Origin of the sequence: Pseudomonas sp. NFPP07 (genome assembly GCF_900115645.1) — a bacterium.
In the GTDB taxonomy this organism is placed as follows: Bacteria; Pseudomonadota; Gammaproteobacteria; order Pseudomonadales; family Pseudomonadaceae; genus Aquipseudomonas; species Aquipseudomonas chlororaphis.
Genome location: NZ_FOXG01000001.1, coordinates 962,871 through 987,097, shown reverse-complemented (window position 1 = coordinate 987,097; position 24,227 = coordinate 962,871). Strand labels below are relative to the sequence as shown.

General features: G+C 62.9%; 25 protein-coding genes and 1 tRNA gene. 3 read left to right on the top strand and 23 right to left on the bottom strand.

What is annotated here, in order from left to right:
• Positions 1-638 precede the first annotated feature (638 nt).
• From BM019_RS04665 to BM019_RS04630, 8 genes are all read right to left on the bottom strand, one after another.
• Positions 639-2,114 (bottom strand): 4-hydroxyphenylacetate 3-hydroxylase N-terminal domain-containing protein, encoded by a 1,476-nt coding sequence (locus BM019_RS04665; RefSeq protein WP_009045593.1) that lies wholly within the window; start codon positions 2,112-2,114, stop codon positions 639-641.
• 280 nt (positions 2,115-2,394) lie between these two features.
• Positions 2,395-3,063, bottom strand: coding sequence for a phenazine biosynthesis FMN-dependent oxidase PhzG (phzG, locus tag BM019_RS04660; protein ID WP_009045592.1), 669 nt, complete (start codon positions 3,061-3,063; stop codon positions 2,395-2,397).
• A complete protein-coding gene (locus BM019_RS04655; RefSeq protein WP_009045591.1) occupies positions 3,060-3,896 on the bottom strand; it encodes a PhzF family phenazine biosynthesis protein in 837 nt (278 codons plus the stop codon). Before BM019_RS04655 ends, phzG begins: the two co-directional genes overlap by 4 nt.
• Positions 3,897-3,898: 2 nt before the next feature.
• Positions 3,899-5,812, bottom strand: a complete 1,914-nt coding sequence (locus BM019_RS04650; protein ID WP_092417713.1) for an anthranilate synthase family protein — start codon at positions 5,810-5,812, stop codon at positions 3,899-3,901.
• Positions 5,809-6,432 (bottom strand): isochorismatase family protein, encoded by a 624-nt coding sequence (locus BM019_RS04645; protein WP_009045589.1) that lies wholly within the window; start codon positions 6,430-6,432, stop codon positions 5,809-5,811. The genes BM019_RS04650 and BM019_RS04645 overlap by 4 nt, the downstream gene beginning before the upstream one ends.
• A gap of 15 nt (positions 6,433-6,447) precedes the next feature.
• Positions 6,448-7,650: a 3-deoxy-7-phosphoheptulonate synthase gene (locus tag BM019_RS04640; RefSeq protein WP_009045588.1), complete on the bottom strand. Its 1,203-nt coding sequence runs from the start codon at positions 7,648-7,650 to the stop codon at positions 6,448-6,450.
• A 23-nt stretch (positions 7,651-7,673) separates the two neighbouring features.
• Positions 7,674-8,165 carry a PhzA/PhzB family protein gene (locus BM019_RS04635; protein ID WP_009045587.1) on the bottom strand — a complete coding sequence of 164 codons (492 nt, stop codon included), beginning with the start codon at positions 8,163-8,165 and terminating at the stop codon, positions 7,674-7,676.
• A 25-nt stretch (positions 8,166-8,190) separates the two neighbouring features.
• Entirely contained in the window at positions 8,191-8,682 is a 492-nt protein-coding gene (locus BM019_RS04630; RefSeq protein WP_009045586.1) for a PhzA/PhzB family protein, read from the bottom strand.
• Positions 8,683-9,112: 430 nt separating this feature from the next.
• On the opposite strand from BM019_RS04630, the gene BM019_RS04625 reads away from it, so the two are divergent.
• Positions 9,113-9,838: an autoinducer binding domain-containing protein gene (locus tag BM019_RS04625; RefSeq protein WP_009045585.1), complete on the top strand. Its 726-nt coding sequence runs from the start codon at positions 9,113-9,115 to the stop codon at positions 9,836-9,838.
• 31 nt (positions 9,839-9,869) lie between these two features.
• Here the strand turns inward: BM019_RS04625 and BM019_RS04620 are convergent, their stop codons facing one another.
• From BM019_RS04620 to BM019_RS04610, 3 genes are all read right to left on the bottom strand, one after another.
• Positions 9,870-10,460 (bottom strand): acyl-homoserine-lactone synthase, encoded by a 591-nt coding sequence (locus BM019_RS04620; RefSeq protein ID WP_092417712.1) that lies wholly within the window; start codon positions 10,458-10,460, stop codon positions 9,870-9,872.
• A gap of 428 nt (positions 10,461-10,888) precedes the next feature.
• Positions 10,889-11,338, bottom strand: coding sequence for an arsenic resistance N-acetyltransferase ArsN2 (arsN2, locus tag BM019_RS04615; RefSeq protein WP_092417711.1), 450 nt, complete (start codon positions 11,336-11,338; stop codon positions 10,889-10,891).
• A 375-nt stretch (positions 11,339-11,713) separates the two neighbouring features.
• Positions 11,714-11,790: transfer RNA gene (locus BM019_RS04610), tRNA-Met, on the bottom strand.
• A gap of 347 nt (positions 11,791-12,137) precedes the next feature.
• Here BM019_RS04610 and BM019_RS04605 point away from each other — a divergent pair.
• Positions 12,138-13,355 (top strand): MFS transporter, encoded by a 1,218-nt coding sequence (locus tag BM019_RS04605; protein WP_085532420.1) that lies wholly within the window; start codon positions 12,138-12,140, stop codon positions 13,353-13,355.
• A gap of 130 nt (positions 13,356-13,485) precedes the next feature.
• A complete protein-coding gene (locus tag BM019_RS04600; RefSeq protein ID WP_092417710.1) occupies positions 13,486-14,202 on the top strand; it encodes an MOSC domain-containing protein in 717 nt (238 codons plus the stop codon).
• 13 nt (positions 14,203-14,215) lie between these two features.
• Here BM019_RS04600 and gspM read toward each other — a convergent pair whose 3' ends face one another.
• The 12 genes from gspM to BM019_RS04540 are packed head-to-tail and all read right to left on the bottom strand — an operon-like array spanning position 14,216 to position 24,195.
• Positions 14,216-14,686: a type II secretion system protein GspM gene (gspM, locus tag BM019_RS04595; RefSeq protein ID WP_092417709.1), complete on the bottom strand. Its 471-nt coding sequence runs from the start codon at positions 14,684-14,686 to the stop codon at positions 14,216-14,218.
• A 3-nt stretch (positions 14,687-14,689) separates the two neighbouring features.
• Positions 14,690-15,772: a type II secretion system protein GspL gene (gene gspL / locus BM019_RS04590; RefSeq protein WP_062824632.1), complete on the bottom strand. Its 1,083-nt coding sequence runs from the start codon at positions 15,770-15,772 to the stop codon at positions 14,690-14,692.
• A gap of 4 nt (positions 15,773-15,776) precedes the next feature.
• Entirely contained in the window at positions 15,777-16,649 is an 873-nt protein-coding gene (gene gspK, locus BM019_RS04585; protein ID WP_092417708.1) for a type II secretion system minor pseudopilin GspK, read from the bottom strand.
• Positions 16,642-17,244, bottom strand: coding sequence for a type II secretion system minor pseudopilin GspJ (gene gspJ, locus BM019_RS04580; RefSeq protein WP_009045578.1), 603 nt, complete (start codon positions 17,242-17,244; stop codon positions 16,642-16,644). Before gspJ ends, gspK begins: the two co-directional genes overlap by 8 nt.
• Positions 17,241-17,615 carry a type II secretion system minor pseudopilin GspI gene (gspI, locus tag BM019_RS04575; RefSeq protein ID WP_007923211.1) on the bottom strand — a complete coding sequence of 125 codons (375 nt, stop codon included), beginning with the start codon at positions 17,613-17,615 and terminating at the stop codon, positions 17,241-17,243. The genes gspJ and gspI overlap by 4 nt, the downstream gene beginning before the upstream one ends.
• A complete protein-coding gene (gspH, locus tag BM019_RS04570) occupies positions 17,599-18,081 on the bottom strand; it encodes a type II secretion system minor pseudopilin GspH (protein ID WP_085532408.1) in 483 nt (160 codons plus the stop codon). The genes gspI and gspH overlap by 17 nt, the downstream gene beginning before the upstream one ends.
• 1 nt (position 18,082) lies before the next feature.
• Complete coding sequence (gspG, locus tag BM019_RS04565; protein WP_009045575.1) at positions 18,083-18,517, bottom strand: type II secretion system major pseudopilin GspG; 435 nt, start codon at positions 18,515-18,517, stop codon at positions 18,083-18,085.
• Between the two features lie 12 nt (positions 18,518-18,529).
• The gene (gspF, locus tag BM019_RS04560; RefSeq protein ID WP_062824636.1) at positions 18,530-19,744 is read right to left on the bottom strand and encodes a type II secretion system inner membrane protein GspF; all 1,215 of its coding nucleotides are present in this window, start codon (positions 19,742-19,744) and stop codon (positions 18,530-18,532) included.
• A 2-nt stretch (positions 19,745-19,746) separates the two neighbouring features.
• On the bottom strand, positions 19,747-21,231 hold the full coding sequence (gene gspE, locus BM019_RS04555) for a type II secretion system ATPase GspE (protein ID WP_062824637.1): 1,485 nt from the start codon (positions 21,229-21,231) through the stop codon (positions 19,747-19,749).
• Positions 21,228-23,129: a type II secretion system secretin GspD gene (gene gspD / locus BM019_RS04550; protein WP_092417707.1), complete on the bottom strand. Its 1,902-nt coding sequence runs from the start codon at positions 23,127-23,129 to the stop codon at positions 21,228-21,230. Before gspD ends, gspE begins: the two co-directional genes overlap by 4 nt.
• Complete coding sequence (locus tag BM019_RS04545; protein WP_092417706.1) at positions 23,126-23,677, bottom strand: type II secretion system protein N; 552 nt, start codon at positions 23,675-23,677, stop codon at positions 23,126-23,128. The genes gspD and BM019_RS04545 overlap by 4 nt, the downstream gene beginning before the upstream one ends.
• A complete protein-coding gene (locus BM019_RS04540; RefSeq protein WP_092417705.1) occupies positions 23,674-24,195 on the bottom strand; it encodes a cytochrome b in 522 nt (173 codons plus the stop codon). The genes BM019_RS04545 and BM019_RS04540 overlap by 4 nt, the downstream gene beginning before the upstream one ends.
• Positions 24,196-24,227 lie beyond the last annotated feature (32 nt).

Below are 24,227 nucleotides of genomic sequence, written 5' to 3'. Positions count from 1 at the left end.
CTGGGTAAATGATGTGTCGTCCGTGGGGAGGAATGTACAACAGTGAGCGGGCCCATGCTGACCCTTTCGCTGGTCGCTACGGTGCCGATATGGCTGGCGCTTCTGGGCGAGGGCCGATGCTGGACGCTGGCCTGGAGGTGGCGCTTGGGGGGCTGTGACGGGGCTTGGGCTTTGGTATTGAAAGCGCGGCGCGCCTGTGTGCATGGGCGCTGGTGAGCGCCTTGTTTTCTCCGGTGGCTGGCGCCTGGGCCTGGAACCAGGCGACGCGTTTCACTGCATTCCCGGATGCCACCCGGACCAAGCGCCCTACTGACGTTCGGTACGGGTGGCAAGCCAACCGGCGACAGGCTGACCGCTACAACAGAACGAGCCTGCCAAGTGGCATGGCTCGAACAAAGGGGGGCCGGTAAACCTGGCTCGTCTCGGACCGAGATCCCGTGCAAGCGTAGCCAGGCATCCAGCGCCAGCGCTGTAACGGGCTCCTGCTGTATTCATTTGGATGCTAATGGGGCGGTGTACTACCGTTGAAGGTTGGAAGCTTACGGGATGCCAGGGGCCGGAGGCGGACAACCCTTCATTCGTGCCGAGTTCAGTCGGCACGAATGAAGGGTTGCGCGGCGCCTACACGGCAATCAGGTCTATTTGGCGTTGAGCCCCACTAGGCGGCGTATCAGGCTTGTGCTTTCGCGGTAGTCGTAGTCCAGCACCAGGTTATCGCGCAGCAGGGGCTCGCTGAGTGCGTGCTGTTCTTCAAACACCAATGCACGTGTGGAGTGCTCACTGGCAGCCACGTCCCACACTAGGTTCATCAGCAGGTTCTTCTCTCTGGCGCCCACGCTTTGCGTGTCAAGAAACCAGGAGAACTTCTGGCCAAAGGCGGCGTCGGCGGCCAAGTCTTTCTCGTTGAACCTGAGGATCAAGCCCTGTCCGCACAGCTCTCTGAGCAAATGCAGCACCCGAGGCAATTTCTCCATGGCAAAAACCCTTCCGGCGGCCAGTGCGTTGTGGCCAGGCAGCAATATGTCGCCGTCGGACATCTCGGCTGTTTCGATGGAGGCGATGCACATGCCTTTGAGTATTTCCGCAAGCTGCACTATTTCGCTGACCCGCTGGCGAACCACCGCAATCCCCTCAAGGCCCAGGACTTCCATGATCACCTTGGCCAGTCCGGCATACAGGTCAGCCTTGGTTTCCAGGCGCACGAGCGTGTACCAATGGCTGTATGAGGTCCACAGGCTGAAGAAGCCGGCGCTGGCCAGTTCCGGCACGTTCGCCGCCATGATTCGCCAGCGTGGAATGAACACGTTATCGAATACCACCATCGCCTCGGCTTCTTCACCTTTGGATATGAGCGGGTGGTCATAGGCGCTGGCGTGAGGCTGGGAGACAATCTCTCGGCAAAAAATCTTCACCCCCGGCGCATCGACAGGGACGTAAGCCCAGAATGACTCCTCGGGTGCTGCGGGGAACAAGCTGCCAACAAATATTTCATTGGACTGCGGTGCTGCCGTGCCCACGCCTTTGACGCCGCTGATCCAGATGCCCTCGGCGTTCTGCTTGTTGATCCTCATCACGGCACGATCGGGCGGCGGCAGGTTGAGGTCGGTGCCGTGGGTACGTGCCCGATAGCCCTGTGGATCAACAATGGTCTCAGACAAATACAGGCTGTTGCGCTCGGCGTAGTCATGGTATTCGGTAATGTTTTCTGCGTACTCAGGGCATTTTTTCCTGAATGTCGGCAGATATCCCATCATGCCGACGGTGAAGCTGGCGATCATGTCCAGGTTACGGCAGTGGGTGCCCCAGGTTTTTTGCGAGACGTACATGATTGCGCGGCGTCGCGACGCCAAGTCTTCTTTGTTTCTAGGGGGCATATAGGCAGAAGAGGCCAGGTAACCGTCGGGGCGTACGTAAGTCAGAATGTCGTCGTGTTCACCGCTGAATTGTTCTTCGTAGATTTCTGCAACTTGCGATATGCCTCCAGCCGTAGAGAAGTGTGTAGTCACATCCTCAACAACTTGGCCTTGATAAATAACAGTGCGGTTATCACGCAGTGAAGCTTTGAAGGATTCTGCACTTTTCAGATATTTACGCTTGTTTTGAAAATCTAGCATGGTAGCAGCCTCAGTAATGTCTGACTTTGTTTATGTAGGTTCTGGCCCGATGTCTATCGCTGGGTCAAGGACAACGTTCTAGAGCAACTATAAAATTCAGATAGGAATTAATGTCGTTACACACTTTGGTGATCCGGACTCTCTGTTTGGTATTTCGAATACGCGTTCTTTCGCATCTGGACTTTTCTCATGTTGACCGGGTGTCATAAGTGTTGAAGTTTGCGCAATGAGTTCGAAGCTGGAGCAGCCAGGCACTTCAAAGCATGTTTATCGCGGGACCCTATGGCTGTAACCGGCGATGTTTCCAGCCTTCAGCGCTGCGGTCATAGCGCAAGCGTTCATGCAGGCGCTCCTCGCCGTTACCCCAGAACTCCAGCGATTCAAGCCGTAACTCAAACACGCAATAACCCTCGGGACGCGGCAGCGGACCTTGAACCTCGGCCAGTTCCCTGGCGGCGTTGCGCATGGCTTGAACATCCTTGAGTTCTTCACTCTGGCGAGACACCGATGACATCGGATGCGTGGCATAAGGGCGCTTCAACCAGGCCTCGTCAGCCTTGGCATCCGGCATGCGCACGGCCTGGCCATTGAGGATGATCTGCTGGCTGGTTTCGCGCCAATACAGCGTCCCCGAGGCCCAGGGGTTCTCTGTCAGTTCGCGGCCTTTCTGGCTTCCGGCATGGGTGCTGAACAGCACCCCGGTGTCGCTGATCTCACTGATCACCACGATGCGTGTCGAAGGCCGGCCCTGGCTGTCAGCCGTGGCCAGCGCCAGCGCACGGGGTTCGCGGATGCCCACGCGGCGTGCGCGTTCGAGCCAGTTGTGCAGCACGCTCATGGGGTCGGCAGGCGGCTTCTGGTACTCGGGGAACGGCGCATCCAGTGTGCCGGTCAGCGATTCCGACATGCCTTTACCCAACAGCGGCTTGCCTAGTACTGAACTGTTCATAGAACGATGGTCCCCCGTCCGAAGGTGATGCCATTGCCTGATACTTCGACCCGCGTCAGTTGATCGGCGCGGCCCTCGGCCCGGGCGAACATGAGTGAAGGGCGGCCGATTTCCACGCCCTGAAGAATTTCGATCTGCTGGCCGAACTCGATCTGGCCATGCCGCGCCAGATGGATCGCCAAGGGCCCGGCAGCGGAGCCCGTGGCCGCATCCTCGACCACCCCATAGGCCGGCGAGAACATCCGGCTGCGCCAGCGCCGTCCCGCACCGGCAAAACAGTTGATGGCCATGTCGTGGAAGCTGCACAGGGCACGGTGGTCGGGGTGCAGGGCCGACAGCGCGGCGATGCTTGGCAGGCCGACAAACACATGACGCGGGCCGTTGTGATAGATCTCGATGGGAAAGGTCGAGTCGCTGATGCCCAGGGCCTTGAGCAACTCGGCGTCGCGCCCCAGGGCCGTCCAGGTCGGTATCGGCTGGTCCATGCTGGCGGCGATGACGCTGCCATTCTGGCGCTCCAGCTCAAAGGCGATGGTGCCCATCTGGGTTTCCAGGAACAGCCGGTGATTGTCGGTGCGCGCACCCAGGGCAATGGCCGTGCCCAGCAACGGGTGCCCGGCGAAGGGCAGTTCGTTGACCGGGGTGAAGATCCGGATCAGCGCATCACCACAGTTACGTGGCTTGAGCACGAAAGTGGTTTCCGACAGGTTCATCTCCCGGGCAATGCGTTGCATTTGCTCGGCCGACAAGTCATCGGCGTCAAAGAACACCGCGACCGGATTGCCTTCCAGCGGGACGCTGGCAAAGGCGTCGATGATGACGTAATGGTGCATGGTTATCTCCCGGCGGCCGAAGCGTTGTTCTCGACAGGTGTGTGGATCAGGGCGTGCCGCAGCAGGTCGGCGATGATGCGCGGACCTTCCTGGGTCAGCAGCGACTCGGCATGAAACTGCATGGAGGCGAACGAGGGTCCACGCAGGGCATGCACCTCGCCGGTCTCGCTGTCGCGGCTGATTTCGACGGTGCCGATGCCGTCGATGTCCAGGCGGTCACTCGAGCTCTGGGCGGCGAAGGTGTTGTAGAAACCCACCCGTTCGGCGTTGCCAAACAGGTCGATCTGTTTTTGCACGCCCTGGTTGGGAATGGCTTTGCGCTGCAGTTCCAGGCCCAGGCACAGGCTCAGCACCTGATGGCTCAGGCACACCGCGAGGAATGGCCGCTGCTGGCTGAGCAAGGAGCGGATGGCCACGTGCAGGTGGTTGATTTTCGGCTGTTGGACTTCGCTCGGGTTGCCGGGGCCGGGGCCCATGATGACCAGGTCGTAGCCGTCAAAGCTGTATTCGTCGCTGAAGCTGCACACCGTCACTACCAGGCCCAGGGCCCGCAGTTGCTTGGCGATCATCGAGGTGAAGGTGTCTTCGGCGTCGACGATCAGCACCTGGCGCCCACTGAAGTCGGCCTGGATCTGCTCCCGCTGCTGGCTGTCCATCAGCCAGAAGTCCGAGACGTAGGCATTGCGGCTGGCCAATGCGGCGCGCACTTGCAGGTGATTGCCGAAGCGCGAGGGCGCCTGGTTTTTCAGTGCGCTGATCAGGCCAGTGGCCTTGGCCCGGCTTTCGGCAGCCTCGGTCATCGGGTCGGAATGGCGCACGATGGTCGAGCCCACGCTGATCCGCACCTCGCCGCTGTTATCGATGTCGGCGGTGCGAATCAGGATCGCCGAGTCCAGGGAACGCCCGCCCTTGCCATCGCTGCCGATCAGCGCGGCCATGCCGCTGTAGTACGCGCGGCCTTGCGGCTCATAGCGCTGGATGACCCGGCAGGCGCTTTCCAATGGGCTGCCGGTGACGGTCGGGGCAAACAGGGTTTCGCGCAGGATTTCCCGCACATCGCGATGGGTCCTGCCTTCGATGAAGTACTCGGTGTGGGCCAGGTGCGCCATTTCCTTGAGGTAAGGGCCGAGGACGTGGCCGCCGTCCTCACAAATGCGCGCCATCATTTTCAGCTCTTCATCCACCACCATGTAGAGCTCGTCGGCCTCCTTGCGATCCGCCAGGAAGTCCATGACTTCGGTCAGGTTGGGGCCGGCGGGCGGATAGCGGTAAGTGCCGCTGATGGGATTCATCACCGCGAGCCCATCCTTGATGCTGATGTGGCGCTCGGGGGACGCACCCACGAAGGTACGGCTGCCGGTGTGGATGATGAACGTCCAGTAGGCGCCTTTCTCCCGTTCCAGCAGATGGCGAAAGAACGACAGCGCACTGGCCGGGCCGTACTCGCTGATCTCGGCCAGGAAGGTGCGCTTGATGACGAAGTTGGCGCCTTCCCCGGAGCCGATTTCATTGGCGATCACCTGGCTGACGATCTCGGCGTAGCTCGCGTCGCTGAGGTCGAAGCGTTCGCTGTTCAACTGGATCGGCACGTTGGGCAGCATTCCCAGCAAGCGCTCGATGCTGATGGATTGCTGCTCGGTGATGTTCATCGCCAGCAGCGGCGATTCATCGTCCACCGCCTCGAAACCGCGTTCGGCGATCTGGCGGTAGGGGATCAGCGCCAGTACATCCAGGCGAGGCGCGCCGATCGAGGTGGCAGGCAAGTCGATATCGGCCAGGACCTGCGGTTCCGACATTTCGCCGATCAGCACGTCCAGCAGGCCGGGGCCGCTGGATTCCGGGCGGTACAACAGGGCAAACGGCTCGGGAGCCGGTTGCAGGATGCGTTCCATGAGGTGGGCTGCGGTCTGGCTCATAGCACCACCTCGTCGGTGGTGATGACCATGGCGCAACGGCTGGCGGCGTATTCGATGGCCATCCAGTGGTGCTCCTTGCTGAAGTCGGCGATCGCGTCGGCAACGAGGAACGGCTGGATATCGTTGGAGTAGGCATCCACGGTGGAAATCAGTACCCCGACATGGGCGTACACCCCGCACAGGATCAACTGATCGCGCCCGTTGGCGCGCATGCGTTCCAGCAGGTCGGAGTTGAAGAACGCGCTGTAGCGCCACTTGGTCAGCAGCCAGTCGCCGGGCTTGGGCGTCAGGGCGCCGACCACCTCGCGGTCGGCGGGGCTGGCCTTCATGCCCGGGCCCCAGAAGTCCTTGAGCAGCCCGCGTTGCTCCTCGCTCATGCTGCCGGGCTGGGCGGTGTAGGCCACCGGAACGCCGTTGTCGGCAGCCCACTGGCGAATGCGCGCGGCATTGCTCACGACTTCGTCACGCAGGGCGTCGGGCAAGGGCCGCAGGAAGTAGCGTTGCATGTCATGCACCAGCAGCACGGCACGCTCGGGGTCGATGCTCCATTGCGCGAGGTTGACGGGCAGGTCGCGGTTGGTAGGCAAGGCGTAAGGGACGATCGATGGAATGCCGGTCATGACGACAAACTCCAGTCAAAAGGAGGCAAGGGTTGAGGAGGGCTGGTTTTTCCAGGCCATCACCGCAGTAATGGCTTGCCAGGGGTTCAGGCGCGGGTCGCACAGGCTTTTGTAGCGGCTGGCGACCTGATGCAGGCCGGCGGCATCGGAAGCGCACTCGCTGACGTCGTCAGGGGTGGTTTCCAGGTGCAGGCCGGCGGCCACGCCACCGGCGGAGGTCACGGCATGCTTGAAGGCGGCGATTTCCTCGGTGATGGCCTGCACCATGCGGGTCTTGTTGCCGCAGGGCGCGACAATGGTGTTGCCGTGCATCGGGTCGCTCAGCCAGATGATCTTGTGGCCGGCCTGGCGCACCGCTTCAACCAGCGGCGGCAGGCGCTCGGCGACCTTTTGCGCGCCCATGCGGGCAATCAGGGTCAGCCGGCCGGGTTCGCGCTTGGCGTCCAGGCGCTCGCACAGGCTCAGCAGCTGGTCTTGGGTAATGTCCGGGCCGACCTTGCAGGCCACCGGATTGAGCACTTCGCTGAGCAGCGTCACGTGAGCGCCCGTTAACTGACGGGTACGCTCGCCGATCCACGGCCAGTGGGTAGAACCGAGAAATACCCGGCCCTGTTCGTCCTGGCGCAGTTGTGGCAGTTCGTAGTCGAGTACCAGCATTTCGTGGCTGGTCCAGGCCGGTGAACCGCTGAGTTGTTCCTGGCTTGCCGAGGCTTTCCAGCCCAGGTGTTGCATGATGTCCCGCGCGGCGCTATAGCCTCGAACCAGGCGTTGCGCATCGTGCTGGCGATGACCGCAGACGGCCTCGCGACCGTTGACCATGTCGCCGCGATACACCGGCAATTCGACATCGCCGATGCGTTCGTTGTTGTTGGAACGCGGCTTGGCAAACTGCCCGGCAATCCGTCCCACCCGTACCACCGGTTGTTGGGTCACCAGCCGGAACGTACCGGCCAGGATGTCCAGCACCGCAGCTTTGCGGGCCACATGGTCGGGAGTGCTTTCATCCATGTCCTCGGCGCAGTCACCGGACTGGATGACCATTGCTTCGCCGGCCGCTACACGCGCCAGCGTGGCGCGCAGCACCAGGATGTCTTCCACTCGTATCAATGAGGCGCTGTCCCTGAGGTAGGCCTGCGCGTCATGCAATTGTGAGGGCTCGCTCCATTGAGGCTGCTGGAACGCTTCACAACTTAAAACCCGTTTCAGTAAGTCTTCCATGATGCGATCACTCTCACGAGGGATTAAGTTGGAATGCCTTCGCGCTTGATTTGCGGTACTGGAATACCCAGGGCGCGCAGTTGCTGAAAGACGTTCATGAATTCGCGATTGCGTTTTACTTTGCCGTCTTCCAGTTCGAAGGAGTGCAGGAAGTGGTTCTCGTAATAGCCTTCCGGATAGCCGGGAAAGAGGATCTTGCCGTGGCCATCGCACTCGACCCAGATATGGTTAGGGTCATCGGTTTCAAATACTTTGACGTTGTACCACTCCCAGTCCGGGAAGCACTTGAGTGACCAAACAGCATGTTCGGCCAACTTGGCTTTGCCACTGATTACAATCGGCGCACCAGTGTCGGTGGTCCATAAGCCGCCTGTACCATCTTCGGTAAATAGTTCATGGCGGCGCAGGCGGTCCTGGCCTTTGGTGCGCATATATTGCTCGACCGTGGCGCGGTTCTTGCGGCGAAGTTCAGTGGTGTCGTTAGCGGTTAGTTGTTGCGCTGCACTATTAGACATGCTCAATCTCCAATGAATCAGGGGGTTATGAGGCGGGGATACCTTCACGCTTGATTCTTGGAACGGGGATGCCCAAGGCGCGAAGTTGTTCGAAGGGGTTCATGAACTCACGGCTCTGCGTGATCTTGCCGTCATCCAGTTCGAAAGAATGGATGTAATGATTTTCGCAATAACCTTCGGGATAACCGGGAACCAGAGTCTTGCCGCGACCGTCGCTTTCCACCCAGAAGTGGTTGGGGTTATCGGTTTCAAACACCCGGACGTTGTGCCATTGCCAGTCCGGAAAGCACTTCTCCAGCCATACGCCGAGGGCCGCCAGCTTCGTGTGGCCTTTAAACACAAGGGGTTTACCGGTTTCGGTGTTCCAGGAACCGCCACTGCCATCCTGAGTGAACAGTTCATGTCGACGCAGGCGATCTTTGCCGTTAGTGCGCATGTACTGTTCGACCGTGGCGCGATTTTTCTGGCGAAGTTCAAGGTGATCATTAAAGCCGCTAGGGGAAAGCGAAGCAGGCATGGGCAGCATCCTCCTTAGTTGGGGGTGATAATGTTGAAAGTAAATATTTAGTTAACTGACATGGGTGAATATTTACAGCGTTTAACTATTGTTCCTGCGTGGCGGTGCTGAGTGGGTGTTGTTTATACACCTGCATTTCTTGGGGGTGGAACTACCAGATCTTGTAGTGATTAGGGGCATGAGCGGGCTGGCTGCAGCCCGCCGGATGAACTGTTGCATTATTGTGAAGAGGCGGGTTCATTCGTCGGCTGAGAGACGGTAATGGCTTACTAACATCGCCCGGATGCAATGTTCTAAGTAGTTAGTTGGATTAGGCACAATGAATCTAGTGCTAGCGCGAAGCCGTCTATGACGGTGTGATTTTGCTTGTTGACAGAGGTTCAGGTTGGTCTAGTCTAACGGCCTGTTTTCAACTTTGGTGGTGCTCAAAATGGAATTAGGGCAGCAGTTGGGATGGGATGCGTACTTTTATAGTATCTTTGCGCGAACCATGGATATGCAGGAGTTTACGGCTGTCGCGTTGAGGGCCTTGCGCGAACTACGGTTTGATTTTTTTGCCTACGGCATGTGCAGCGTGACTCCGTTCATGCGGCCCAGGACTTATATGTATGGCAATTATCCCGAGGACTGGGTGCAGCGATATCAGGCGGCTAACTACGCGGTGATCGATCCCACGGTGAAGCACAGCAAAGTCTCGTCGTCCCCTATTTTGTGGAGCAATGAGTTGTTCCGGGGGTGCCCGGATCTGTGGTCCGAAGCCAACGACTCGAATTTACGCCACGGCCTGGCACAACCCTCGTTCAACACCCAGGGGAGGGTTGGGGTGTTAAGCCTGGCGCGCAAGGATAATCCCATCAGTCTTCAGGAATTTGAGGCGTTGAAGGTGGTGACCAAGGCGTTTGCCGCAGCGGTCCACGAGAAGATTTCCGAGCTGGAGAGCGACGTGCGTGTGTTCAATACGGATGTGGAATTCAGCGGTAGGGAATGTGATGTGCTGCGCTGGACGGCCGACGGCAAGACCTCGGAGGAAATCGGCGTGATCATGGGGGTGTGCACCGATACGGTGAATTACCACCACCGCAACATCCAACGCAAAATCGGCGCCAGTAACCGCGTGCAGGCAGTCTCTTACGCCGTCGCGATGGGCTATATCTGAGGGTCATTCAAGAAGGACGACTCGGCCTGTATCAAGCGGTCTCTCTCAATAATGTGTCGGACATGAAGGCTGACGGTGCGACTGCGCTGCGGTGATGCTCGCGGTGGGCCGAGAGTTTGATGGCGAGGATTTTTTCATTCTGGTGCACCGTGACCGGGCCCAGTCGTTCGTAGTGGACGCCGTTGATTTTGTAATAGCGCTCCATGGTGCTGTTGACGATCCCGACGATGGCATCTGCGCCCGCCAGGCTGGCTGTCTTGAGGCTTCTCCAGAACAACGGCATCGCCAGTTGCGGTTCGCGGGTGGTGAAGCGAGTCATTTCCCAGATGGCTGGATGCTTGGGCGGGACCCCGGCGCAGGTATGGCCGAACACGCCTTCAAGCAGGTTGGGGAACGTGGTGGGAATCAGGCGGGCGCAGCCAACGATGGCACGGTCTTCATTGAACGCCAGGAGGTAGCGGGCGTGCTCGGTGTCGTATTGATCCCATTCACAACCTGCCTGGCTCGGATGGGCCGGCAGCCGCCATCCGAGTTTCTCGACGAACTGTTCGTGCCGAAAGCGGCCGAGCATGAGTTTCAGCTCGTCGCTCATTTGGTTCAGTGTGTGCTCTTCCATGTGCATTACTGAAGTTTTCCTTAGGGATAAAGGGAGTGCAGTTTTATAGAGGACTTGTACCGGCTTGGCACCTGCAAGATCTGGTAGGGGCATCGGTGGCATCGAGGTGAAGCCCTTCGCTGGGGACTTTGCCGAAACGAACGGCGGCGACAGTGGCGTTGATCCGGCCGTCGGCATTGAAGGCGGCAGTCTGGCCCGGTAGTCGTAGAGAATGATTCGTGCGCTCATGCGGTAAGGAGGCGGCGTTTTATCTCGGATGGCTTCGTTTGGCGAGGATAGGGGGATACGAAGAGAGACAGCCAGAAACAAGAAAGCCCGCACTAGGCGGGCTTCTTGAGGTGATTCATAGACTGCTGTAGCCATCTATGGAACGGTACTCAACCCTACGAAGACAATCCCCAACCGTGGATACCAGCCGGTCGGATGGTCAATGCCTAGGCAATTGTTTTAGCGAGATACGTCGCTGTCGATGGGCAAAGCGACTTGAACTGTTCTGATTGATTTATATGGTCTGGAGCTAAGGCGCGAGGACACTCTGAGTAGCCATGGGCCTTGAAGAAGTTTGCGGCAGTGTTGGTAAGCAGATGCAGTTTTATCGCGCCAAAAGTTGCTGCCATGGCTTCCATTTGTTCAAGCACTGCAGCTCCCCAGCCTTGGCCACGTTTTTCAGATTCAATGACTAGCGAGCGAAGCAGCACATCCTGTCCTTGCCCTTCCAGTCCTCCGTAGCCAAGCGGCACGCCCTCATAGTCGAAGCGAAAGAACCGTCGCGCAGGTAATACCAAGTCAGCGGTAGGCAAGCCCGCACGTTCGAGAGACAGGCGCAGAGCGTCTATTTGGTCAGCACCAATCGGTACCACTTGGATGTCTACCGCATTCTTCATGAAGAGCTCCCTTGAATTCGGCCTAAGCTGGATATCTGCCGATCTGGCCAGCTTCAGCAACCTGACATTGACCAGCTCAAGGTCAGAGGCCGCTGGATGACTCCGTAACGCAGATTCCTTTTATGGAGGTAACCAGGCTGAGGTGGTTACTTTTGGTGGTTACCGCGCAATTCAATCTGATGAATAGTGGTAGGTGGCTCACGCATGTGAGCCGCCTGTCGTTCCCTATTCCCTCGGTTCGATTATTTTTCGAGGATACACAGCGGGAAGGTATAGGGGGAGACAAGGAGATACAGCCAGAAACAAGAAAGCCCGCACTAGGCGGGCTTCTTGGGGTGATTCATAGACTGCTGTAGCCATCTATGGATCGGTACTTGGTGGCTACACAGGGACTTGAACCCCGGACCCCAGCATTATGAATGCTATGCTCTAACCAACTGAGCTATGTAGCCAAGTGGCGCGCATTATTCGCGTAGAACGGTAAGGCGTCAAGCGCTTTTTATAAAAAAATTATCTACGCTATCAACCGTTTATCCAATTCCCTCCTGTAGCCGCTAGCGCATCCTGCGATTGCACGCGCAACGCGCCGTGAACCCTGGCCCGCGTTTTAGTCGCTACACCGTATTGGCCGGTTTGCGTCGGCCGTGCCGCTGAACGCAGGCTTCGATGTTTTACCGTGCCGCGCATCAAGAAAAATATTCAAGTCGTTAGCAAGCTAAGGGGATAGCCTCGGTGCACCGAAAAATGGCACATTGGCCACCCCTGCAACTGCGCATCCATCTGCTGTACGGAAACTCTCATGGCTATCAGCAATGTTCAGTCCGCCTCCGTGGCGACTCCCGCGCCTTCCCACAGCAGCCCCCTGGTGCTGCGCATCATTGGCGCGGTGGCGCTGGCGCATTTGATCAACGACCTGATCCAGGCGGTGCTGCCGGCGATCTACCCGATGCTCAAGGCCAGCTACGGCCTGACCTTCACCCAGGTTGGCCTGATTACCCTGACCTTCCAGCTCACGGCTTCGCTGCTGCAGCCGTGGGTCGGTTATTACACCGACCGCCATCCCAAGCCGTACCTGTTGCCGGTGGGCATGGTCTGCACCCTGATCGGCATTCTGATGATGTCCCAGGTCGGCAGCTTTGCCTTGATCCTGCTGGCGGCGGGGCTGATCGGTGTCGGCTCCTCGACCTTCCACCCGGAAGCCTCGCGGGTGGCGCGGCTGGCCTCCGGCGGGCGTTATGGCCTGGCGCAATCGACCTTCCAGGTCGGCGGCAATGCCGGCACGGCCTTCGGCCCGCTGCTGGCGGCGGCCATCATCATTCCCTTCGGCCAGGGCAATGTGGCCTGGTTCGGCCTGTTGGCGGTGTTCGCCGTGGCGCTGCTCTACGCCATCAGCCGCTGGTACGCCAACCACCTCAAGCTGTTCAAGCTCAAGCAGGGCCAGGCGGCGACCCACGGCCTGTCCAAGGGGCGGGTGCTCAGCGCCCTGGTGGTGCTGGGGCTGCTGGTGTTCTCCAAGTATTTCTACATGGCCAGCCTGACCAGCTACTTCACCTTCTACCTGATCGAGAAGTTCGACCTGTCGGTGGCCAGCTCGCAGCTGCATCTGTTCCTGTTCCTCGGTGCGGTGGCGGCCGGGACCTTCTTCGGCGGGCCGATCGGCGACAAGATCGGGCGCAAGGCGGTGATCTGGTTCTCGATCCTCGGCGTGGCGCCGTTTACCCTGCTGCTGCCCCATGTCGACCTGTTCTGGACCAGCGTGCTCAGCGTGGTGATCGGCTTCATCCTGGCGTCGGCGTTCTCGGCCATCGTGGTCTACGCCCAGGAGCTGGTGCCGGGCAATGTCGGCATGATCGCCGGGGTGTTCTTCGGCCTGATGTTCGGCTTCGGCGGGATCGGCGCGGCATTGCTGGGCCACCTGGCGGACATCCACGGCATCGAGTACGTGTACTTCCTGTGCTCGTTCCTGCCGCTGTTCGGCCTGCTGGCGATCTTCCTGCCGCGGACCCGAAAAGCCTGAGTGCAGGCCTTGAACGAAAGGGCCCGGGATGTGCCGAGCTTGGGCCTGGCCGAAGAGTCGCTGGCAGCTGCCGACAGTGAGTTGATCTGCCGGGAACGTCCGTTCGCCGCTGAAACCATGGAGTAAGGTCATGACCCCTGAACGTATAACCCTCGATGCCCTGTTGACTGGCCGCGCCGTGGCCTACAGCCGGCCGGGGTCCATGAGCGCGATCGCCAAGACCCCGCGCACCGGCAGCCTGCAGGTCGGTCCGCAGGGCCTGCTGGAAGACGAGCAGGGCGACCGGCGGGTGCATGGCGGCACCGAGAAAGCCATTCATCACTATCCCCGCGAGCATTACGCCGCCTGGGCCGCCGAGCTGGGGCCGCATGCGTTGCTGGAGCAGCCGGGCGCCTTTGGCGAGAACTTCAGCAGCCACGGCTGGACCGAGCAGAACGTCTGCCTGGGCGACCGGGTCCGGGTCGGCAGCGTGTTGCTGGAGGTGTCCCAGGGCCGCATGCCGTGCTGGAAACTCAATGACCGCTTTGCCGTGAAAGACATGTCGCTGCGTGTCCAGCAGAGCGGACGCACGGGCTGGTATTACCGGGTGCTGGAGGCGGGCAGCCTGAGCGCCGGGGACGTGTTGCAGCAGGTCGAGCGCCCGTTCGAGCAGTGGCCGCTGTCGCGCTTGAGCGCGGTGCTGTTTTCCCGCGAGGTGGCACTGGAGGAGATTCGCCTGTGCCTGGAACTACCGCTGGTGCCCTCCTGGCGCCGCATCCTGGAGCGCCGGGTCGAGCAGGCGGCGGTCGAGGATTGGGGCCCGCGCCTGCAGGGCACTGAGCGGGTCGATGAGGAGTCGGCCCGCTGAGCGGCGGGCGCGATCAGTTCGCCTCCAGGGTCAGGCGCGCCTGGACCATGGCCTGAGGGTCGACCTCCAACTGCAGCGACACCAGGTTGACGCCCTGGTTTTCCACCTCGTCCAGCCAGGTCAGCAGGTCTTGCAGCGCGCCGCCCAGGTTGAGATTGAGGCGTCCGGATTCTTCGCTGTCCATGCGTTCGATGCTCAGGTTGGCCGCGGCCGTGCTGGCGGTGATCAGGCCGGCCAGGGTCCGGCCGTTGGCCTGCGGGCCGCGAGCCTGGGTGGACGAAGGGAGCTTGAGCAGATCGGTTTGCAACTGTAGGGCCTCCTGGAACTGCTGTTCAGCCTGTTGCAGGGCCTGGCGCTGCGGATTCCAGAGCAGGGTCCAGAACAGCGTCACGGCCAGAAACAGGCTGAGCAACTTCAGGGCCAGGCGATCGCGGGCCGGTAGCTGCTGCCAGCGGTTCGAGTAACGATTGAAAAGGGTGGTCATGGGTTAGTCCGTGATTTTCAGGCGGGCGCTGACCCCGTCGGGAGCGAGCACGGCCGAGTCGGCCTGCACATTCGCGCCCTGCTGCGCGAGGGCTTCGCGCAGGCGTTCGAGGGTGGAGAAATCCGGCGCGTTGACTTGCAGGGTCCAGCCTTGCGCCTGTTGGTAGTCCAGCCGGCGAACCCGCGTATCGCCGCCATCGCTGCCGGTCCATTGGCTGGCCAGGCTGTCGAGCCGGCGCGCCAGGCTTTGCTGGGGCTGGCCGGCCTGTTGGGCACGGGCCTGGACCTGGCGGGCGAGGTCGATCACCCGGGGCTCGTCGGGGAAGCGCTGGCGCCAGAGTTCCAGGCTGGCCTCGGTCACCTCGGCGGCCTTGTGTTGCAGCAACCAGCGATGACCCACGTCCTGGGCCACTTGAGCGCCGCAGGCGATGACCAGGATTGCCAGCAGCGCCCGCCATGGCGTACGCGACGGGCTGCGCGGGGCGAATGCCCCTTGGCGCAGATCGATGGCCTGCGCGCTGCCCCGGGCCAACAGCGGCCAGGGCGTTTCCTCGCTGCGTTGCAGGTTGTCGGGCAGCAGCGGGGCCAGCTCTTCGAGGGCCTGGTCGTCGAGCGCCAGGCGTTGCTGGCAGGCCCCGCCGATCAGCCAGCGGTCGTGGCAGCGCAGGGCCAGGGCCTGGCTGTCCGGCAGGCAGTCGGCATCGACATGAATGCGCTCGGCCGTCAGGCCATGGCTGGCCAGGCGCTCCAGCAGTTGCTCCAGCCACTGGCGTTGCAGGACGAACAGCCGGCAGTGCCGGCGCGCCTGCAACGGCCCACGGGCCAGGTGCAATTGCTCGGGGTCGTCCAGCAACCGTTCTTCCAGTACCGAATGGATGGCTTGCTGCAACCAGCGGCCGCTGCGCGGCGGTACGTCGAAGCGGTGATGGCTGGCGATTTCCGCCGGCAGCAGCAGGGTCAGGCGCTGGCCGGCCAGCACCGCCGCCTGTTGCAGCGTGCCGTGCACCGGCTCGCCGTCGGTTTGCCACCAGGTGACGGGCGAGTCGTCGTCCACGGTCACGGTGGTGAGGTAAAGCCAGGCTTGCATGGGGTTACTCCGGAAAACGGGAAGGGGCGGCGAGGGTGCGCTGCAGTACGCTGACCTGACCGTCCGGCTCGATGCGCAGGCGGCTGATCAGGCGCAATTGGCGGTCGCCCAGTTCGACATCCAGCACCGCCTGGAAATAGCGGCTGCTGACATCGAGCCCCTGGCTGTTGATCTCGTGCTGTTTCAGCACGGGGGCGTCGAGAAACTCCTGCACCGTCTTGTAGCCATCGGCGGGACGCGCCTGCACCAGGGCGATGGCCTGGGCCAGGTCGAGCTTGCCCAGGCTGGCCAGTTGTTCGGCCGGGGCGGTGTTGAGGTTCAGGGCTCCCGGCGTGGTTCTGACCCAGGGTCGCAGGCGTTCCATGACCGCTGTGTCGACGCCTTCCAGGCGCATCAATTCGCTGCTGTCGTTCCAGGCCAGCGGCTTGCCGTCGAAACCACGCACCGGCGGCAGGCGCCTGGGGTCGTGGGGCGGCAGGCCGAGCACTTGCAACAGGCGTTGATAACGCAGGCGACTGATGCGGTCGTTGGGCGTGCGCAGGGTGCCGAGGTTGAAACGCGCGCCGAGGTCTTGCAGCTGGATGCGGATACGCCCGCCGTCGATGTCGAAGGTCGGCGTGCTGTGGGCCCAGCGTTGGCCCAGGTGTACGCGCTTGGGCTCCGGCTCGTCGCGCCAGTCGTCGCGCAGTTGGCCACGGGCCCAGGCTTCGCCGCTGAGCGCCAGTTGCCACAGTTGCTGCTGCAACAGCTGGTTGGAACTGCCGATCAGGCTCAGGCGCTGGCGGGCCAGCATGTCACTGACGATCAGGGTCGCCAGGGAGGTGATCAACAGCACGCTGATCAGCGCGATGCCCCGTTGTCTACAGGCCTTAACCATGGTCCAGCCCCTTGAAGCCCGGCAGCAGGATCACCCGCCGCAGGCCGGGATAACCGGGGGCGTCGAGTTCCAGTTCGATGGCCTGGGGCAGGCTCAATGGCGCCTGACCCACAGGCCAGTTGGGGTGGGCCTGACCCTGGTCGTCGATGTAGCGCAGGCGTTCGAGGCGGACGCCATCGAGCAGCAGTTGTTGCGCGGCAGTGCCGGACAGGTCGGGACCGTCCACCGGGCTGCGGTACTCGCGCAGCCATTGGCTGTCGCTCCAGCGATAGGTGACCAGCAGCAGGTCGTTGCGCGCCTGTTGCAACGGATTGCTCCAGCCGCCGCGTACCAGCTGGATGCGCCCCGGTTCGCCGATCAGGGCCTGGCGCGCCGAGCTGCCGTTGACCGGGTAGGCGATGGCCTGGGTCAGGTCGCGCTCGAAGATACCCACCGCGCGTTGCAGGCGCCGCAGTTGCAGTTCGTGCTGATGAATCCGCTGGTCGGTGTGCATCATGCGTTCGAGCAACTGATAGCAGGCCAGGCCGAGCAGGCTGAACAGGGCCATGGCGATCAGCACTTCGAGCAGGGTGAAACCCTGTTGCCGGCGTTTCATGGGCGGGCCTCCAGATAACCAGCCAGGCGCGCGCGCTGCCGCGGCATGGGGGCGTCGGTGGAGACTTCGAGCACGATCTTCAGCAGGCGCGGGTCGGGCGCGGCGGCGGTTTCGCTGGTCAGCAGCCAGTCGCGCCCGGCGAAGCGCACCGGTTCCTGGCGCTGGCTCTGGGGTTGGCGCATGCCGGCGCGCAGCTCGTTCAGGCGGTTGTCCGCCAGCCACTGCGCCAGGGTCCGTTCGCTGAGGCCGCCGTTGTTGCCGATCAGGTGTTCGGTGGCGCTGTAGAGCGACAGCGACAGCACGGCGAAAATGGCCAGGGCGACCATCACTTCCAGCAGGGTGAAGCCCGCCTGTTTATTGCACCGGGGCAAGACGCACCTCCTCGACACCGTCGCTGGACAGCGACAGCAGCGGTTGCTGGCGGTATTCCAGCAGCAGATTGAAGGGTGAGATCTGGTCGTTGGCCAGCACCCAGAGTTGCGGCTCCTTGCCCTGGCCCAGGCCTTTATTTGGGCCTCGTGGCTCCTGCAGATTCAGGCGCAGCTCGCCGGGCAGCCGGTGTTCCTTGAAGCGTTTGTCGGCCTGCCACTGGCCGCCACGGTCGAGGCTCAGCACTGTGTAGTGGTCCGGCTCCAGGCGCAGGCCGTGATTGAGGTTGTTCAACACCGCGTCTTCGCGCAGCAGGCCAATGAGGTTTTGCAGGCGCTCGGCCTCGCGCCGGGCCTTCTGCCCGCCCGAGTCGCTCTGGACCAGCCCGACCATGCCGGCCAGCAAGCCGATGATCACCATGACCACCAGCAGCTCCAGCAGGGTGAAACCCGCCATTGGCTTGCGCACTTCAAGGCTCCCAGTTGCCGATGTCGGCGTTGGTGCCGTCGCCGCCGTTGCGGCCGTCGGCACCGAAGGAATACAGGTCGTAGGCCGAGCCTTCGCGACCCGGGGCGAGGAACTGGTAAGGGTTGCCCCAGGGGTCCTTGGGCAGGCGCTTGAGGTAGCCGTCGGGGTTCCAGTTGAGGGCCGCCGGCATGCCTGCCGGTTTCTTCACCAGGGCTTCCAGGCCCTGCTGGGTCGAGGGGTAGTGGTGGTTGTCGAGCTTGTAGATTTCCAGGGCGGTGGCCACGGCCTTGATGTCGCTGCGGGCGGCGGTGACCTTGGCCTGGTCCGGGCGGCTCATGATCTGCGGGACCACCAGGGCGGCCAGGACACCGAGAATCACCACGACCACCATGATCTCGATCAGGGTGAAGCCGCGTTGGCGGGAAGGGTTGCGCATGTTGTGTGCTCTTCAGGTGATGAGTTGGTTGAGGTTGAGAATGGGCATCAGGATCGCCAGGACGATCACCAGCACGCTGGCGCCCATGAACACCAGCATCGCCGGCTCGAACAGCCCGACCAGCATGGCGATGCCGTTGGACAGCTGGGTCTGCTGCTGGTGGGCGGCACGTTCGAGCATGCCGTCCAGTTCCCCCGAGCGTTCGCCGCTGGCGATCATGTACAGCATCATCGGCGGGAAATCGCCGCTCTGTTCCAGGGCCCGGGTCAGCCCGCTACCTTCGCGCACGGCACGCGCCACGTCTTTCATACGAGTACGAATCTGCTGGTTGGCGACCACTTCGGCGGAGATTTCCAGGGCATCCACCAGCGGCACGCCGCTGCGTCCGAGAATTGCCAGGGTGCTGACAAAACGGGTGCTGTTGCTGGCCTGGATGACCCGCCCGATCACCGGCAAGCGCAGCTGGGCCTGATGCCAGCGCATGGCCAGGGCGGGCTTGCGCAGGGCCACGCGCAGGCCGGCGGCGAGGCTGCCGAGCATCAGCAGCAGGAGCAGGCCGTAGTCCCGGGCGAAGTCGCTGGTGGCGATCAGGCCGCGGGTCAGCACCGGCAGTTGCTGGCCACTGTCGATGAACACCTTGACCACATCCGGCACCACGAAACTGAGCAGGAAGCCGACGATGCCGAAGGCCGCCAGCAGCAGGATGCTCGGATACAACATGGCTAGCTGCAGCTGCTGGCGGGCGGCATGCCGGGCCTCGGTGTAGTCGGCCAGTTGCATCAGTACCTGGGCCAGGTGGCCGGCGCGTTCGCCGGCGGCCACCGTGGCCCGGTACATCGAGGTGAAGGCGCGCGGGTATTCGCCCATGGCTCGGGCCAGGTCATGGCCTTCCAGCACCCGTGCGCGGATCGCCAGCATCATGCTTTGCTGCGCGCGCTTGCTGCATTGCGCGGCGACCGCGGCCAGCACTTCTTCCAGGGGCAGAGCGGCCTGGACCAGGGTCGCCAGCTGGCGGGTGAGCAAGGCCAGTTGCGCCGGGCTGAGGCGTTGGCTGCTGGTCAGCGTGGCGCCGGAGCGGTCCTTTTGCCCGCGGGCCGGCTTGACCTGCAGGGCGATCAGGTTGCGTTCACGCAGCAGCTGGCGGACCTGCCGCTCGCTGTCGGCTTCCTGCACGCCACGGGTCTTGCGCCCGGCGTTGCACATGGCGAGGTATTCGTAGGCGGCCACGGTCAGTGCTCCCGGGTTACACGTAGCAGTTCTTCGACGCTGGTGACGCCTTGCAGCACCTTGTCCCGACCGTCGGCGAACAGGCTGTGGGCATGCTGGCGCGCGTACTGGGTCAAGGCGGCCTCGCCAGCCCCTTCATGGATCAACTGGCGCAGCGGTTCGTCGAACAGCACCAGTTCGTAGATGCCCTGGCGGCCGCGATAGCCGCTGTGCTGGCAGGCCGGGCAGCCGACCGGGTGATAGAGCACCGGGGCCTGTTGCGGGTCGAGGTGCAACTGGTGGCAGGCCGCGGCGTCGGCCGGCGCGGCGCTCTTGCAATCGCCGCAGAGCACCCGCACCAGGCGCTGGGCGACCACGCCGAGCAGCGAGGTGCACAGCAGGAAGGGCTCGATGCCCATGTCCAGCAGGCGGGTGACGGCGCCGATGGCGCTGTTGGTGTGCAGGGTGGACAGCACCAGGTGGCCGGTGAGGGAGGCCTGCACGGCGATGTCGGCGGTTTCCCGGTCACGGATCTCGCCGACCATGACCACATCCGGGTCCTGGCGCAGAATGGCGCGCAGGCCACGGGCGAAGGTCATGTCGACCTTGGTGTTGACCTGGGTCTGGCCGATGCCGGCCAGGTGGTATTCCACCGGGTCTTCGATGGTCAGGATGTTGCGCGTCTGGTTGTTCAGGCTGCTGAGCCCGGCATACAGCGTGGTGGTCTTGCCGGAGCCGGTAGGGCCGGTGACCAGCAGGATGCCGTGGGGGCGCAGCAGGGCGTCTTCCAGCTTGTCGCGGATCGCCTCGGCCATGCCCAGCCGCCCCAGGTTCAGGCGCCCGGCCTGTTTGTCGAGCAGGCGCATGACCACCCGCTCGCCGTAGGCCGAAGGCAGGGTGGAGACCCGCACGTCCACTTCATGGCCGCCGATGCGCAGGGCGATGCGGCCGTCCTGGGGGATGCGCTTCTCGGCGATGTCGAGCTTGGACATGACCTTGATCCGCGACACCAGCAGGCCCGCCAGTTCCCGGCGCGGGCGCAGCACTTCGCGCAGCAGGCCGTCGACCCGCAGGCGCACGGACAGGTGCTGCTCGAAGGTTTCCAGGTGGATATCCGAAGCCTTGACCTTCACCGCCTCGCCGAGGATCGCGTTGATCAGGCGAATGATCGGCGCGTCGTCTTCCTGCTCCAGCAGGTCGGTGATCTGCGGCAGTTGCTCGGCCAGGCTGGCCAGGTCGTCCTGGCCGGCGATCTGGTCGCCCAGGCCCTCGGCCATTTGCATGGCGTCGTCGCGGCCATCGCGATAGTGCTCGGCCAGCAACTCGGCGAACTGTGCGGCGTCGAGTATCCGCTGGCCCCGCAACGGGCCATGGCAACGGCGGACCTCGGCGAGGATTTCCACCGGCGTGTCGGCCCGGCAATAAAGCCGCAGGCCGTTTTCCAGGGATTCCAGCAGGACCCCATGACGCTTGGCGAAGCCAAAGGGCAGGCGCGCGACCGGGTTCATCGGCGTGGCTCTCTGGCGCGAATGTCGAGGGTCCCATCCTGCGGGGCGGCATCGAACAGCTGGCGCGAGTCGGCGGGCAGGGCCAGGCCGCTGCGGCTGTCGCCGTTGGCGCGCAGCTTGCGCAGGTCGTCGTACTTGCGCTGGCTGACGTTGACGGCATCGGCGCTGCCGCGCACCAGGGTCGGCCGCAGGAAGACCATCAGGTTGGTCTTTTCGGTGACGTCCTTGGTGCTGGTGAACAGCCGGCCGAGCAGGGGAATGCTGCCCAGCACCGGCACCTTGCTGACCTGGGTCTTGACGTTGTCCTTGATCAGGCCGCCGAGCACGATGATCTGCCCGTCGTCGGCGAGGATCGTGCTTTTCACCGAGCGCTTGTTGGTGATCACGTCGCTGGTGGTGATGCCGGGCGGGGCGCTGGCCAGTTCCGAGCTTTCCTGCTCGACCTTCAGGCGCAGGGTGTTGCCCTCGTTGATGTGCGGCGTCACCTTGAGGGTCACGCCGACGTCCTGGCGTTCCACGGTGGTGAAGGGGTTGCTGGCGCCGGCGGTGTCGGTGGTGTACGAGCCGGTCTGGAAAGGCACGTTCTGGCCGACGAGGATTTCCGCCGCTTCGTTGTCCAGGGTCAGCAGGCTCGGGGTGGACAGCAGGTTGTTCTTCGAGTCGCTGGACAGGGCGGTGACCAGCGCGCCGAAATTGCTGGTGCCGATGCCGATGATGGCGCCGTCCGGCAGGGTGATGTTCTTGTCCTTGCCATTCCCCAGCAGGGTACCGATCGACAGGCCGGTGCCGCTGAAATTGGTGCCGCCGGCGACGTTGCCGGCGCGCGCCGCCCATTGCACGCCGAGGGCTTCGTTGATGTCGCCGCTGACTTCGACGATGGCCGCTTCCACCAGCACCTGGGCCCGTGGCTGGTCCAGCTGGGTGATGACTTTGTCGAGCATGCTCAGTTGCGCCGGGTCGGCCATCAGCACCAGGGCGTTCTGGCTTTCGTCGGCGCTCACCAGTATCGAGTTGCCGCTGCCCTTGCCTTCGCCGCCACCGCGATTGCCGTCTTCCAGGCGCTTGCCGATGCCGTCGAGCAGCTTCGAGAGTTTTTTCGCATCGCTGTGGTGCAGGCGTACCACCCGCGCGCTGTCATTGGCATTGCTCGGCACGTCGATGGCCTTGACCAGATCGGCCATGCGCTGGCGGGCCTGGGCGGAGCCCGCGAGGATCACCCGGTTGCTACGGGCGTCGCCCACGGCCTTGGCGTCGCTGGGGCCGTTGCCCGTCTGGCTGATGCTTTCGTTCAGGGTCCGGGCCACATCGCTGGCCCAGGCGTGCTTGAGCGCCACGGTGCTGAACGAGCGGTTGCCGGCCTGGTCCAGTTCGCTGACCACCTGGCGGATGCGCTCGACGTTGCTGGCGCTGTCGGAAACCACCAGGGCATTGGAGCTGGCCGAGGGCGCGACATAGGCGTCGTCGCTCACCAGCGGGCGCACCACCCCGGAGATTTCCGCGGCGTTGGCGTTGCGCAGGTCCAGGACCCGGGTCACGAACTCATCGCCCGATTGCTCGCTGGATTTGGTCTTGGCTTCCACCGCCGGCACGATCAGCACCCGGTCGCCCTGGTCCAGGGCGACGAAACCCTGGCTGCGCAGCACGCTGAGGAACAGCGAGTAGATACCGTCCTTGTCCAGTGCATTGGACGATTGCACGCTGACCTTGCCTTGCAGCCGGGCATCGACCACCAGGGTCTTGCCGGTGATTTCACCGACTTCGCTGGCCAGGTCGCGCAGTTCGGCGTCCTTCATGTTCAGCGTCCACAGGCGCTGGGTGGTGAGGGCAGCACTGCTGGGCATGGCACTCAAAAGAAGGCCGAGGCTGAGCACGGCGCCTGCAATCTTGGACAGTTTCATGGTGTGTTCTCTATCGCTCGCAGAAGGGCCGTGGCTTTTCGGTCGGCGACCTCCGGTGGGGTTGTCTGGGGGCTGAGCAGGCGCAGCTGGCGCCCGGGTAGCAGCAGGTTCTGTTCACGGCCGTTGCGCAGCACCACCACCTGATCGGCGCTGACGCTCTTGAGCAGCGTGCCGTCGGGCAGGCGTTCGCCCGGGGAGTAGAAGGCCCGGCTGTCGGCGTACTGGATCAGGGCCCTGGATTGTTCGGGCTGGCTGCCCAGCAGGCTGGCGAGCAGGACCAGCGGCAGGCTGGCCTGAGCGCTGTCGAATTCGACCGGCACGGCGCCGAACACCCTGGCGATGTTGCGATCGTCCAGGGGCGCGGGCAGCGGTTTTTCGGCGCTGGCGCTCGGTACCGCGCTCGGTACCGGCTGGCCCGCCACGACTTGCCGGTAGGTCCAGCTGTCGAGGCCGAGCCAGGCCAGCCACAGGCCCAGGACGACCAGGCTGGCGGGCAGCAGGTAGCGTTGGCCGGAGCCGCGCGGGCGCCATGAGAGCAGCATTTTCATGGGCGTTTCGGCAGCATGCGTCTGAGCACGCCATGCCCGCGCCATTGGTGGAGGATCACCGCGGCGATATGGCCGGCCACCAGCAGGGCCAGGGCCATGCAGCTGTAGTGGTGAAGCTCTTCGAAAAAGGTGATGGCCGCCGGGTCCTGCAAGGGTTGCGGGAGCCGCAGACCGAACAGGTCGATCGGGCGCGACATCATCAGCACGCCGCTGAACAGCACGGTACCGAGGGTGACCAGCAGGGCAGCGTGCCCGGCATGCACCAGCTTGCGCTCAGCCGCGCTCTGATGGGCGGGCGCCGCCGGAGCGGGATGGCGCACCAGGTAGAACAGCCGCAGGACGAACAGCGGCACCAGCAGGGTGGTCAGCGAGACATTGATAAAGGCGATCGCCTGTTGGACCGACGGCGAAGGCTGCAACAGGGCGCTGGTATAGCCGCTGATCGTGGCCCACAGCACAACGGCGGCGAACAACCAGTGCAGCAGCCTGCGCGGTTTTGAGTAGTGAGGGTGATTCATGTCGATTCCCAAGGTCCGCAACGCGGTGCCGG

What these genes read in the sequence shown, in the direction of transcription:
- BM019_RS04665 (WP_009045593.1), bottom strand. Translation starts at nt 2,114, where the DNA reads ATGCTAGATTTTCAAAACAAGCGTAAATATCTGAAAAGTGCAGAATCC.
- phzG (WP_009045592.1), bottom strand. Translation starts at nt 3,063, where the DNA reads ATGAACAGTTCAGTACTAGGCAAGCCGCTGTTGGGTAAAGGCATGTCG.
- BM019_RS04655 (WP_009045591.1), bottom strand. Translation starts at nt 3,896, where the DNA reads ATGCACCATTACGTCATCATCGACGCCTTTGCCAGCGTCCCGCTGGAA.
- BM019_RS04650 (WP_092417713.1), bottom strand. Translation starts at nt 5,812, where the DNA reads ATGAGCCAGACCGCAGCCCACCTCATGGAACGCATCCTGCAACCGGCT.
- BM019_RS04645 (WP_009045589.1), bottom strand. Translation starts at nt 6,432, where the DNA reads ATGACCGGCATTCCATCGATCGTCCCTTACGCCTTGCCTACCAACCGC.
- BM019_RS04640 (WP_009045588.1), bottom strand. Translation starts at nt 7,650, where the DNA reads ATGGAAGACTTACTGAAACGGGTTTTAAGTTGTGAAGCGTTCCAGCAG.
- BM019_RS04635 (WP_009045587.1), bottom strand. Translation starts at nt 8,165, where the DNA reads ATGTCTAATAGTGCAGCGCAACAACTAACCGCTAACGACACCACTGAA.
- BM019_RS04630 (WP_009045586.1), bottom strand. Translation starts at nt 8,682, where the DNA reads ATGCCTGCTTCGCTTTCCCCTAGCGGCTTTAATGATCACCTTGAACTT.
- BM019_RS04625 (WP_009045585.1), top strand. Translation starts at nt 9,113, where the DNA reads ATGGAATTAGGGCAGCAGTTGGGATGGGATGCGTACTTTTATAGTATC.
- BM019_RS04620 (WP_092417712.1), bottom strand. Translation starts at nt 10,460, where the DNA reads ATGCACATGGAAGAGCACACACTGAACCAAATGAGCGACGAGCTGAAA.
- arsN2 (WP_092417711.1), bottom strand. Translation starts at nt 11,338, where the DNA reads ATGAAGAATGCGGTAGACATCCAAGTGGTACCGATTGGTGCTGACCAA.
- BM019_RS04605 (WP_085532420.1), top strand. Translation starts at nt 12,138, where the DNA reads ATGGCTATCAGCAATGTTCAGTCCGCCTCCGTGGCGACTCCCGCGCCT.
- BM019_RS04600 (WP_092417710.1), top strand. Translation starts at nt 13,486, where the DNA reads ATGACCCCTGAACGTATAACCCTCGATGCCCTGTTGACTGGCCGCGCC.
- gspM (WP_092417709.1), bottom strand. Translation starts at nt 14,686, where the DNA reads ATGACCACCCTTTTCAATCGTTACTCGAACCGCTGGCAGCAGCTACCG.
- gspL (WP_062824632.1), bottom strand. Translation starts at nt 15,772, where the DNA reads ATGCAAGCCTGGCTTTACCTCACCACCGTGACCGTGGACGACGACTCG.
- gspK (WP_092417708.1), bottom strand. Translation starts at nt 16,649, where the DNA reads ATGGTTAAGGCCTGTAGACAACGGGGCATCGCGCTGATCAGCGTGCTG.
- gspJ (WP_009045578.1), bottom strand. Translation starts at nt 17,244, where the DNA reads ATGAAACGCCGGCAACAGGGTTTCACCCTGCTCGAAGTGCTGATCGCC.
- gspG (WP_009045575.1), bottom strand. Translation starts at nt 18,517, where the DNA reads ATGCGCAACCCTTCCCGCCAACGCGGCTTCACCCTGATCGAGATCATG.
- gspE (WP_062824637.1), bottom strand. Translation starts at nt 21,231, where the DNA reads ATGAACCCGGTCGCGCGCCTGCCCTTTGGCTTCGCCAAGCGTCATGGG.
- gspD (WP_092417707.1), bottom strand. Translation starts at nt 23,129, where the DNA reads ATGAAACTGTCCAAGATTGCAGGCGCCGTGCTCAGCCTCGGCCTTCTT.
- BM019_RS04545 (WP_092417706.1), bottom strand. Translation starts at nt 23,677, where the DNA reads ATGAAAATGCTGCTCTCATGGCGCCCGCGCGGCTCCGGCCAACGCTAC.
- BM019_RS04540 (WP_092417705.1), bottom strand. Translation starts at nt 24,195, where the DNA reads ATGAATCACCCTCACTACTCAAAACCGCGCAGGCTGCTGCACTGGTTG.